The organism is Kordiimonas aestuarii, from assembly GCF_025574465.1.
Classification (GTDB): Bacteria; Pseudomonadota; Alphaproteobacteria; order Sphingomonadales; family Kordiimonadaceae; genus Kordiimonas; species Kordiimonas aestuarii.
Genome location: NZ_JAOBPP010000021.1, coordinates 1,246,138 through 1,257,966 on the forward strand (window position 1 = coordinate 1,246,138; position 11,829 = coordinate 1,257,966).

The window sequence follows — 11,829 nt, forward strand, 5'->3', positions numbered from 1 at the left end:
ACGGGCCGATATATAAAAAGCGGCATATAAAAATAACAGCGAGGAATATCTCATGAAAAAGACCAATTCACTCCGTCATGGTGTGGTTGCACTGGCTATTGCAGGCAGCGTAGGTGTATTTGCATTTGCCCCGACAGCACCCGCGTTTGCCCATAACGATCATGGTGACCGCAAGACCGAGACCCGTGAGGTGAGTACGTTCACCCGCATTCAAGTCAAAGGCGGGATCGAGCTGGACCTGACCGCCGGCAAGGACCAGAAAGTCACCATCGAGGCCTATGAAGGCGATATGCGCGATATAAAAACCTATGTGCGCGGTGATACACTTGTGATCGATCTTGATGACGATGATGACGACAACAATATGTCGTTCCACTCCGAAGATGTGAACGTCACCATCTCGATGAAAATGCTCGAAGAGCTTGAAGTCCTGGGCGCCGTGGATGCGGACCTGCGCGGTATCGACAGCAAAGAGCTGACAATCGATATCAAGGGCGCCGCCGATCTTGAGGCTGAAGGCACTTGCGGGTCGTTGCGGCTTGAGATCAAGGGCGCAGGCGATGTCGATACTGAAGAGCTCAGATGCGAAGACGTTGAAGTCAGCGTCAGGGGTGTTGGCGAAGCCAAGGTGTTTGCCAGCGAAAGTGTGGACGCGAACGTCAGCGGCATCGGCTCGATCACCGTCTATGGCGAGCCAAAGCGTGTGCGCCAAAGCGATGGTTTCCTTGGCAGTATTCGCATCAAATAACAGAGAATAACAATTCACTGAACGGAGGATAGGGTGATGAAAAAACTACAGACAACGGTGGCTGTGGCCGCGATGTTGCTTGGCTTCGGCATGACTGCGCAGGCGAAAGACACATCCGAGGAGATGCGCGATGTCGCCTCCTTTAGCGAAGTGCAACTCAATGGTTCGATGGATCTTGAAGTCACGGTGGGGGGCAGTCAGTCTGTCAAGGTGATCGCGGACAGCGATATCATGAGCCACATTGAAACCGAAGTGCGCGGTGATACACTTCGGGTTGGGCTCGATAACGGCCATTCGCACCGCAATATCAAGATGATGCGAGTCATTGTCACGGTGCCGGAACTGAGGGGAGCGGGCCTGCGTGGCTCCGGTGACCTGCATGTGACGGCTGCGGCTGCGGACGACTTTGACCTCGGGCTTCAAGGGTCTGGCGATGTTTTCTTCAGGAAAGCCAAGTTCGGCAAGCTGAAGATTGAATTGCAGGGCTCGGGTGATATCGACATGGAAGGTACATGTGATGACCTCGATATCGAGCTTCAGGGCTCCGGTGACATCGACGCAGGTGACCTGAAGTGCAACACCGCCGAGGTTGATCTGCGTGGCTCTGGCGACATTGAATTTTTCGCCAGCCAAAGTGCGGATGTCGGTGTACACGGCTCTGGCGACGTGGTCGTGCGCGGTGAACCCGCGAAGTTAAACTCCCGCGTGCGGGGGTCCGGCGACATTGTCGTGCGCTAAAAAACCCGAGTATAAAAAACGCAAAACCCCGGTTTTCTGCCGGGGTTTTTTATTGGCGGGCCCACTTTTTTCACCTGCCGCGAGATTGCCACATTTGAGCCGCTTCCCGGCCAAAATGCAGGATCAGATTTTAATCGTTGGCCTCGTCTGGCCCGGCTGCTTGCGGAGCTCTGAACCCCTAGCCCCCTCATCTTCGCACCCTGATGCAGCCGGGCCAGTTTTATTCTGGCCCTATCTCCGGACAGCTTCAGATTACCCTCGACAAGCGATTTCCCGCGCGGCACCCTGTCGCGCAGAAAAAATGACGGGAGATCAGGCATGCGGCAACTTTTTGAGCTTTGTGGGGAAAACCGGGACGTACGTTTCAGCCCCTATTGCTGGCGGGCGCGGCTCGCGCTCAAGCACAAGGGGCTTGAGTTTGACAGCGTGCCCATCACCTTCCTGGAGAAGCAACCGCTTGAAAACGCGTCGTCGAAAACCGTGCCGGTGCTCAATGACGACGGCACATGGGTGAAAGAGAGCTTCGATATCGCCTGTTATCTGGATGACACCTACGCTGACAAGCCGCTTTTCGGCAGTGCGGACGCCCGTGCGCAGGGTGTCGTGCTCAATGACTGGCTGAACCGCACCCTGCTCCTTGGCCTCTTTCCGATGATCGTAGCTGACATCCACAGGCATCTTGACGCTAAAAACGCCGCCTATTTCCGCGACACGCGGGAGAAATTCCTGGGCTGCACACTTGAAGATGCGCAGGGAACGCGTGCCGAGCGGCTTGCTCCGTTCCGGAAATCACTCAGCCCGCTCAGGGCAGGGCTCAGGGCGAATGACTATCTGTCGGGCGATGCCCCGGCGTGGCTAGACTATGCCGCCTTTGGCACCTTCATGTGGGTCCATCTCGCCAGCGACTTTGAGCCGCTTGAAGCAGACGACCCGCTTTACGATTGGCGCGAGCGTATGTTTGATCTCTTTGATGGCTATGGCCGTGGCATGCCAAGGGCTGTATAGAGGGGTGTGATGGGGCGGCGCATGGTCGCGCGGCTTGCATGAACGGCTTTATACTATTATCTAGCGGGCAAAGACGCGTTCGCGCGTATATGCTGGCAGGACAAGCGGAAACATGATCGCCACACGGCGGCGGGGGACACTTTTGATGGATATTTTACTGGAGGCGAAGGAGCTTACCAAACGCTTTGGCGCTTTCACGGCGGTGGATGGCATATCGCTGCAGGTCAAAAAGGGTGAGGTGCTTGGTTTCCTTGGCCCAAATGGTGCCGGTAAAAGCACCACCATGAAAATGCTGACGGGGTTTCTTGCGCCGTCGTCCGGGTCTGCCATCGTATGTGGCGAGACAGTCACAACCGGCAATGTGGCCGCCCGCGCCCGTATCGGTTACCTGCCCGAGGGCGCGCCGCTTTATGGTGATATGACCTCTCGAGGGTTTCTTGCTTTTGTCGCGGCCGCGCATGCCATCCCTGCGGCTGAAATTCCCGACGTGGTGGAAAGTGCGGCAGGCGCCGTACATCTTCAGGATGTGATGGAGCAGCGTGTCGAGACATTGTCGAAGGGTTTTAAACGCCGGGTGGGGCTTGCCGCCGCTATCCTGCATGCGCCCGATGTCCTTATCTTGGATGAACCGACGGACGGCCTGGACCCCAACCAGAAATTTGAAGTACGGCGGCTGATTGAAGCCATGTCGGTTGACCGGGCGATTATTATTTCCACACATATTCTTGAGGAAGTGGATGCCCTGTGTCACCGCGCGGTGATTATCAACCGCGGGCATATCGTGGCGGACGGCACGCCGTCTGAACTGCGAGCCCGGTCCAGGTACCGGAATGCAGTGACCATGCTGGTGCCCGGCGAGAATGCGGAGCGCGTTGCCTCCGCCCTCAAGCGTATCGGCGGCGTCGCGAAAATCGAGGCCGCAAGCGAGGGCAACAAGGTCCGGTTGACAGTGGTCCCGGTGGGTAATGCTGACATCGCTGAGGCGATTGGCGACATCGCAGCCGTCAGCAATTGGCAGGTCAGCCAGTTCTCGGTCGACCCCGGGCGCCTTGATGACGTGTTCCGGCAGGCCACGGAGGGCGACGGCCTGAACGGCAATAACCATAATCGTGGTGGGGAGGCCTAATATGAAATCAGTCATGACCATTTTCCGCCGCGAGTTTGCCAGCTATTTTGCCACTCCCGTGGCCTATGTTTTCCTCGTCATTTTTCTGGTGATGCAGGGTTTGTTCACATTTTACATTGGCCAGTTCTACCAAAGGGAGCAGGCCGACCTTGTCGCTTTTTTCACCTATCAGCCATGGCTATATCTTTTTCTCATGCCTGCGATCGCCATGCGGCTTTGGGCCGAAGAGCGCAAGAGCGGCACGTTTGAGCTGTTGCTGACATTGCCGGTGCCGGTGGGCGCCATCGTTGTTGGCAAGTTCCTCGCTGCCGTTGCATTTGCAGGTGTTGCCCTTTTGCTGACGGGGCCAATCTGGATTACGGTCAACTGGCTTGGTGCTCCTGATAACGGGGTGATCGCGACAGGCTATCTGGGCTCGCTTCTGATGGCATCGGCCTATCTGGCGATTGGCAGTGCCTTGTCGGCGACGACCAAAAATCAGGTGGTGGCTTTTATTCTGGCTGTGACCGTTTGTTTCCTTTTCCTCGTCTCGGGCCTGCCGATGGTGCTGGATGTGTTTACCGGCTGGGCACCGGACCCGGTGGTCGAGGCGGTGGCCAATCTGTCGTTCCTCACGCACTTCAATAACCTGCAAAAAGGTGTGGTGGTGCTCTCCGACGCGTTTTACTTCCTTGCGGTGATTGCCCTGTGGCTGTGGATTGGCCGTATCGTGATTGAAAGCAAGCGGGAGGCAGGATAATGGCGACTTCGCAGACGAATTTCATGCATCGACCCGCGGTCCAGATCACCCTGGTGGTACTGCTGTTCCTGTCGCTGACGGTGCTGGCGGACCGCTACCTCAGGGCGGTGAAGCTCGACCTGACGGACGAGGGGCTCTACACGCTTTCCGACGGCACGCAGGATGTGCTCAAGGCGCTGGATGAGCCTGTTGCGCTGACCTTTTATTTCTCGCGCTCCCTGGCAACGCCGTATCCTCAGCTGTTGAGCTATGGCAAACGGGTTGAGGATATGCTGCGTGCCTTTTCGGCAGAAAATCCGGGTAAAATTCATCTGTCGATCATTGACCCGGAACCATTCTCAGAGGCCGAGGATGAAGCCGTGGCTGCCGGGCTCAAAGGTCTGCCGCTTATGGACCGCTCCATGCTCTATCTTGGGCTGACGGCCAGCAATGCGCTCGACGGAGAAGGGGCGATCCCCTATTTCTCGGAAGAGCGGGAAAAATTTCTCGAATATGACCTCGTCAAGCTGATTACCAGCCTTGATACCGAACCGCGCCCACGTCTGGCGCTGCTGACCCGGTTGCCGATGCAGTTTGGCCCCGGCGGCCCGCAGGCCATGATGCAGGGCCGGTCACAGCCCTATGTGATTTATGAACAGCTGGAAGAGTTTTTTACGGTCGAAGAAGTGGCGCCCGACTTTACCGAGCTGCCGCTTGAGACCGAAGTGCTGATGCTGGTACACCCGCCCGCGCTGAACGCAGACCAGCTTTTTGCCATTGATCAATACGTGCTCAGGGGTGGTCGCGCGCTGATCTTCCTTGATCCGCATTCTGAAGCCATGGACCCACGAGCGACTAAGCCGAATGCGTCCTCGCTGTCGCCCCTCCTTGGCGCATGGGGCGTGTATATGCCTGACGGCAAGGTGGTGGGCGACGCCGCGCAGGCGCAGCGGGTGCAGATGGGTGGTTACGGCCCGGATTCGGTGAAGGATTATATCTTCTGGCTGTCGGTTGGTGGGGATTTTCTCAATCAGGATGACGTGGTCACCGGCGCCATCGACAATATCAATGTCGCCAGCGCCGGGGTACTGGAGCGCACGGAAGGTGCGACAACCACCTTTACCCCGCTCATGACCACAAGCACGGTCGCCATGCTGTATGACGCGTCGCGCGCTGTAGGCATGCCAGACCCGGATGCGCTGCTGCGGGAACTGGAGCCATCGGGCCAGAGCTATACACTGGCGGCGCGGATTTCAGGCCGTGCCTCAAGCGCGTTCCCGGAGCGTGTGGCAGCGGCGAGTGCGCCAAACGCGAATCCAGCAGTGACCGAAGGCGATATCAATGTAGTGGTTGCCAGCGACAGTGACCTGTTTGATGACCGTTTCTGGGTACAGTTGCAGGAGCTCCTGGGCCAGCGCATTGTGGTGCCTCTTGCGGGGAACGGCAGCTTTGTGCTGAACCTCGCCGACCATATCGCGGGGTCCGAGGCGCTTCTGGCACTGCGCGGGCGCGGCATTTCCAAACGCCCCTTTGAGGTGGTGGACAAACTGCGCCGCGAAGCAGAGGCCAAATATCTGGCGGAAGAACAGCGCCTGCAGGACGAACTGACAGCCATGGAAGACCGGCTCGCCCAGCTTGAAGCCCCGGAAGGTGACGGTGCGCAGGTGCTATCCAACGATACGGAAGCCGAGAAGGAGCGTTTCCGCGCGAAACTGCTGGAGACACGCAAGGCGCTGCGCGAGGTGAACCGCAGCCTGAGGGTTGATATAGAGCGGCTTGGCAGTTGGCTTGCCGTGATCAACATCATGGCTGTACCGTTTCTCCTTATTGTATTTGCGCTCGTCCGTGTATATGTGCGGCGGCGCAGGACGCTTAATCAGTAAGGCAAAATAAATCAGGGAAGTAAAAGGTTAGGCATGTCTCAAAGACTGACCAACATTTTAGGGTATCTGACGCTGATCGCCATCTTGGGTGCGATCTGGGTCATGTTCGGAGAAGATCCGTCACGCGATCAGGGCGCGCGCGGAGAGACCACATTCGAAGGCCTCGTCGACCATATCAACGACGCTGCGGGCATCGCCATCAGACACGGCGACGTCGCGACGCATCTGAACAAGGTGGGTGGCGATTGGTTTGTGATCGAACGGGACGGCTACAAGGCCGACCGCGCCACTGTGCATGATTTCCTGCGCGGACTTGCGCTTTCCGAGCGCCGCGAACCCAAGACCTCGAACGAGGACCGGTTTGATAAACTCGGGCTCGGGGAAGAAGCGCTGGACATCAAGGTCCAAGACAGCCAGGACAGCATGCTGGCGGCTTTCCTGATGGGAACCCGCAAGGACAGCCCCAATGGTCGTTCGCTCACCTATATTTTCCAGCCCGAGGATACACGTAGCTGGCTTGTCACCGGGCTTGCGGAAACGTCCGCTGATCCGGCCTGGTGGCTCGACGCAGCGGTGCTTGATATTGCGGAAAGCCGTTTTTCGAGCATTGTCTACGGCGATATTGCCATCACGCGTCCGCTTGGGGACAGCAAATACAAGCTCGAGAAGCTTAGGGAAGGCGAGGTCGCACAGGCGGACTGGCAGCTTCGTGATCCTGCGCGGGTGCTCTCGAACCTTAACCTTGATGACGTGCGCAAAATGGCCAACCCGATCAGCGACCCCGTCGCTGTGGTAGAGGCGGTAACCTATGATGGCCTTCGCCTCACCTTCACGCTGTTTGAATTGGAAGGCGCAACATGGGCGCAGGTTGCTGCACGGTATGAGGACACGCTGGCCGACGCGGGAAAGGGAGGTGTGATGCCCGATGCACCAATGGATGGCGAGGCCGAAGCAGCAGCGATCAGCGAACGCTGCAGGGGCTGGCTTTATAAGCTGAGCGACTATGATGCCAAGGTCCTGAAGCGCGTCCGCGTCGATTTCCTTGAACAAAAGCCGATAGAAGAATAAAGCCTGCCTCTTGACGTAGGCGCGGCTGTCCCTAAATGAGGGGCTGCAAGGGGTGCGTATCTTCTGAATGCGTGCCTGAAATGAAATGCATAAAAACAAACTGAGGGTAAAGATGTCTGACGGTAAGACGGAAAAAATGGGCTTTGAGGCGGAAGTATCCCGCCTGCTGCACATGATGGTGCATTCGGTATATTCCGAGCGTGAGATATTCCTGCGCGAGTTGATCTCGAACGCGTCCGACGCGTGTGACAAGTTGCGCTACGAGGCATTGACGAAAGCGGACCTGAAGACCGGTGACTTTGGCATTGCCATCACTGTGGACCCTTCGGCCAAGACCATTACCGTGGCCGATAACGGCATCGGTATGAACCGTGAAGATCTGATCGCCAACCTTGGTACCATCGCACGGTCCGGCACGGCCAACTTTGTTGACCAGTTGACCGGCGACAGCAAAAAAGATGTGCAGCTTATCGGCCAGTTTGGCGTGGGCTTCTATTCCGTTTTCATGGTGGCGGACAAGGTGCGTGTGACGACCAAAAAGGCGGGCGACAAGGAAGCCTGGCTCTGGAGCAGCGACGGCCTCGGCGCTTACGAGATTTCGCCTGCTGAAAAAGAGGCCGTGGGCACCGAAATTGTGCTGCATATCAAAGATGACGCTGCCGAATTTATGGAGCGGCATCGCCTGCAAACCATAGTCACCACCTATAGCGACCATATTGCCGTGCCGATCACACTTGCCATCCTCGGCGGGGACGAGGAAGCGGCGGAACCGAAAATCGTCAACGAAGGCTCTGCCATCTGGACGAGGGCCAAGTCTGACATCACGGACGAGCAGTATACCGAGTTCTACCGCCACGTAGGCCACAGCTTTGACGAGCCGGCCTATACGCTGCACTACAAGGCCGAGGGCATGCAGGAATATACGGTGCTTCTGTTTGTGCCGTCCCAGCAGCCGATGGACCTGTTTGACCCGGCGCGCAAGAACCGCGTGAAGCTTTATGTGAAACGTGTGTTCATCACCGACGACAGCGACGACCTGCTGCCGGGCTGGCTGCGCTTCATGCGTGGGGTGGTTGACAGTCAGGACTTGCCACTCAATGTCAGCCGCGAGATGCTGCAAAACAACCCGACGGTCACACGCATGTCGAAGGCGATCACCAAGAAGGTGCTGTCGGTCTTTGAAAAGATGGCCGAAAAGGACACCGACAAGTTTCTCTCGATCTGGGAAGAGTTTGGCGCGGTGATCAAGGAAGGCATCTACGAGGATTTTGAGCGCCGCGACGATATCCTCAAGCTGGCGCGCTTCAAATCAACCGGTGTGGATGGCTGGACGACGCTGGCGGACTATGTCTCGCGCATGAAAGAGAAACAATCCGCTATTTATTACGTTACCGGAACAGATGCCGAGGCCGTGAAGAAAAGCCCGCAGCTTGAAGGTTTCCGTGCCAAGGGCATCGAGGTGCTTCTGCTGTCGGACGCGGTGGATGACTTCTGGCTGCAGATGGTGGGTGACTTTGAAGGCAAGCCGTTCAAGTCGATCACCCGTGGCGCAAGCGAACTCAAGGACATCGCGGGCGACGACAAGGCGGACGAGAAAAAAGACAGCGCCAGCGAAGGCCAGATGACCACGCTTGCCACGCTGATGAAAGAAGTGCTGGGCGACAAGGTCAAGGAAGTGCGTGCGTCCGACCGCCTGACTGAAACCGCCGCCTGCCTTGTGGCGGATGACACCGGCATGGACATGCACATGGAACGCATCCTGAAGGCGCACAAGCAGCTGGATGCGATCTCCGCCAAGATACTGGAAGTGAACCCGTCGCACCCGATGATTCGCAAGCTTGCGGACAAGGCTGCCGAGAAGGGTGCCATTGATACGCTTGGTGACGCGGTGTGGCTGATCCTCGATCAGGCGAAAATCCTCGAAGGAGACCCGCTTGACGACACCGCCGCCTTCGCGCGCCGTATGTCAAGTGTGCTCGAACGCGGCCTGATGTAAGCGACCGGAAAGACTAAAAAAAGGCGGCGAGCTGGAGCCGCCTTTGTATTCAGGGGTCACTTATTTTTGGGCGATGAGAATTTTTAACACCGGCACGGCGATGAATTCGTAGGGTGTCAGGGTATATAACATAACCGCCCCACCCATGGTTTGTGTCATCTCATTAGGGACCAACGCGTCTTCTACCGACTGATGTCTTTTGACGTCGCCTGTAAATGCTGTGTCACCATCCTTGCTGGTGATCCGTTCAAGGCGGTGGGTCTTGGTATCTAGCCAGAAATCGACCGGTGGACAGCCTTTTTCTTCTACCTTATACCACGTCATAGTTTTTCCCTGCGGCGTTACTGTTGCCCAGATAGTCTGCCTCCATTGGGAAGCTGTCTGGGTAAAAATGGCCGCCAATGGTCAAGTGGGTGCTCAGTTTCTCGCTGGCGACGGCCTTGGCTGAGACATCTACCCTGACCGATCCATCAGAGCTCTGCGTTCAGGCAGCCTCGTCGTCAAAGCCGCGTGTCATGGCCATGCCTTGCAGTGTCATTTTGCTGACGCTGCACAACGCGTGGAAATCGCCCCAGGTTCATGGGGTCGGATTTCATTGCCTTATGTCAATGTCCCCGTTTCATGAAAGCCTTGACGACGGTCGAGCGTGACACCACCTGAAGCCACTTTCATTTGCGCTGTCAGCCGCTTGCCAACTTCATCAGCGTACGCGCTGTTTGAGCCTATCAGCACCGAAATGGATACGTTTATAAGTGCAGTATTTCCTGTCATCGCAGAACCCGAAAATCCATGCTCATGTGAGGCAGGCAATCGAGGCCATTCTGAAGCATGGGATTACAGGGGTGATAAAGCAGAAAGGCCCCGACATGCCGTCCGGGGCCTTTCCTTTTGTCTAGCTTTGACCTTTGGGCTGATGCCCGGCGCTTTGCTATGCTGCCGGGCCGGTGCGTCTCTCAACTCTTACACAGTACACTGCATTGAGGAGGCGCGGGCCTTTGTCAGTCCATCGGCAAAATGCCTGTTACTTCTTGCCGCCCTTGATGGGGCCTTGGGCAGGTTTGCCGGCAGCAGGGGCAGGTTTTTTCACGTTGGACGTGGAAGCAGTTTTTGACATTTTACCAGTAGTGGACATTTCATCTTGTCTCCAAAAAACCTCAACCATTTGAGGCATGACAAGATGTGGGATGCCAAGGCACGCCTTCAAGCCACATTAGTTTATTTCATGTGAGATTTCAGCGTTTCGCGGCGTGCGATGCCTTGCGGATTTTAATGCCGGTAATCTGGTTGCGCGTGCGCGCCGTAATCTCGAACTGGAAACCATGGAACTTATATTTTTTCCCCACGATGGGGATGGTCTCCGCCTCATGGATGACAAGCCCGGCGATCGTCGTGGCTTCGTCGTCCGGCAGATGCCAGTCCATCAGGCGATTGAGGTCGCGCAGGCTGACAGTGCCTTCCACCTGCACACCGCCGTCCGGCAGGGGGCGAACGCCGGGAACCTCAAAATCATGCTCGTCGGCGATGTCGCCCACGATCTCTTCCAGAATATCTTCAAGCGTCACAAGACCCTGAATGGCGCCATATTCATCAACCACCAGCGCGAAGTGGGTCTTGCGCTCAAGAAAGGCGTTCAGCTGTTCCTTGAGCGTGGTCGTCTCGGGGACAAACCATGGCTTGACCATGATGCGGCGTACATTGAAGCGGTGGGCCTGGCCGCCCGCACGGCGGATCGCCCGCAGCACGTCTTTGGCATGCAGCACACCAACAATATTCTCTGGATCGCCGTCATAGACCGGCAGGCGGGTATATTGACTGCGCACCACCTGAGTGATGATCACATCGGGGCTCATCTTGATGTCAATGGCGTGCATTGATGACCGGTGCACCATCACATCCTCGATGGTGATTTCGTCAAGGTCGAGGATTGAGCCCAGCATATGGGTGTCTTCCTTGACAAGACCGCCTTCCTTGCGGTGCAGATCGATGGTGCCACGGATTTCCTCATGGGCGGTCAGTGCGCTTTCAATGTTGGAGATATCAACCCCGAACACGCGAAGTGTGAGCCGCACGATCGACCGCACCAGATGCACAACGGGCGCAAACAGCGCGACGATGATCTGGATGGGCAGCGCCACCGTCAGGGCCATTTTGTCCGGGTTGGCGATGGCATAGGACTTGGGCAGAACCTCGGCAAAAATCAGCACAAGGGCGGTCATCACAAGGGTGGCGTAGACAACGCCCTCTTCCCCTACAATACGCATCAACAGGCTGGTCGCCAGCGCTGACGCAAGGATGTTGACGAGGTTGTTGCCCAGAAGGATCGCGCCGATCAGCCGCTCGGGGTCTTCAATCAGCTTTGAGACGCGTCTGGCACCCTTGTTTCCTTCCTTGGACATGTGATGGATGCGGGCACGGCTCGCCGCGGTCAACGCGGTCTCGGAGCCCGAGAAAAAGCCCGACAGCCCGAGCAGCACAAAGATAATGCCGGCGGTGATCCAGAAATCCGTATCAAAAAGCGAGGCGGCGTCTGTGGCCACGTCCATGGTT

Annotated in this window: 11 protein-coding genes; 8 read left to right on the forward strand and 3 right to left on the reverse strand. The window is 57.0% G+C overall.

Going from position 1 to position 11,829, the window contains the following annotated elements:
- The first annotated feature begins 52 nt into the window (after nucleotides 1-52).
- From OEU85_RS18260 to htpG, 8 genes are all read left to right on the forward strand, one after another.
- A complete protein-coding gene (locus tag OEU85_RS18260; protein WP_262692968.1) occupies nucleotides 53-748 on the forward strand; it encodes a head GIN domain-containing protein in 696 nt (231 codons plus the stop codon).
- 36 nt (nucleotides 749-784) lie between these two features.
- Entirely contained in the window at nucleotides 785-1,486 is a 702-nt protein-coding gene (locus OEU85_RS18265; RefSeq protein WP_262692969.1) for a head GIN domain-containing protein, read from the forward strand.
- A 318-nt stretch (nucleotides 1,487-1,804) separates the two neighbouring features.
- Complete coding sequence (locus OEU85_RS18270) at nucleotides 1,805-2,491, forward strand: glutathione S-transferase N-terminal domain-containing protein (protein WP_262692970.1); 687 nt, start codon at nucleotides 1,805-1,807, stop codon at nucleotides 2,489-2,491.
- 145 nt (nucleotides 2,492-2,636) lie between these two features.
- Complete coding sequence (locus OEU85_RS18275) at nucleotides 2,637-3,617, forward strand: ABC transporter ATP-binding protein (protein WP_262692971.1); 981 nt, start codon at nucleotides 2,637-2,639, stop codon at nucleotides 3,615-3,617.
- 1 nt (nucleotide 3,618) lies between these two features.
- Nucleotides 3,619-4,356 (forward strand): ABC transporter permease, encoded by a 738-nt coding sequence (locus tag OEU85_RS18280; protein WP_262692972.1) that lies wholly within the window; start codon nucleotides 3,619-3,621, stop codon nucleotides 4,354-4,356.
- Complete coding sequence (locus OEU85_RS18285; protein ID WP_262692973.1) at nucleotides 4,356-6,218, forward strand: GldG family protein; 1,863 nt, start codon at nucleotides 4,356-4,358, stop codon at nucleotides 6,216-6,218. Before OEU85_RS18280 ends, OEU85_RS18285 begins: the two co-directional genes overlap by 1 nt.
- A gap of 33 nt (nucleotides 6,219-6,251) precedes the next feature.
- Entirely contained in the window at nucleotides 6,252-7,286 is a 1,035-nt protein-coding gene (locus OEU85_RS18290) for a DUF4340 domain-containing protein (RefSeq protein WP_262692974.1), read from the forward strand.
- Nucleotides 7,287-7,398: 112 nt separating this feature from the next.
- Nucleotides 7,399-9,282 carry a molecular chaperone HtpG gene (gene htpG, locus OEU85_RS18295; protein WP_262692975.1) on the forward strand — a complete coding sequence of 628 codons (1,884 nt, stop codon included), beginning with the start codon at nucleotides 7,399-7,401 and terminating at the stop codon, nucleotides 9,280-9,282.
- 60 nt (nucleotides 9,283-9,342) lie between these two features.
- Here the strand turns inward: htpG and OEU85_RS18300 are convergent, their stop codons facing one another.
- From OEU85_RS18300 to OEU85_RS18310, 3 genes are all read right to left on the reverse strand, one after another.
- Nucleotides 9,343-9,606 (reverse strand): hypothetical protein, encoded by a 264-nt coding sequence (locus OEU85_RS18300; RefSeq protein ID WP_262692976.1) that lies wholly within the window; start codon nucleotides 9,604-9,606, stop codon nucleotides 9,343-9,345.
- 276 nt (nucleotides 9,607-9,882) lie between these two features.
- The gene (locus OEU85_RS18305; protein ID WP_262692977.1) at nucleotides 9,883-10,053 is read right to left on the reverse strand and encodes a hypothetical protein; all 171 of its coding nucleotides are present in this window, start codon (nucleotides 10,051-10,053) and stop codon (nucleotides 9,883-9,885) included.
- 461 nt (nucleotides 10,054-10,514) lie between these two features.
- Entirely contained in the window at nucleotides 10,515-11,825 is a 1,311-nt protein-coding gene (locus OEU85_RS18310) for an HlyC/CorC family transporter (RefSeq protein ID WP_262692978.1), read from the reverse strand.
- Nucleotides 11,826-11,829: the final 4 nt, after the last annotated feature.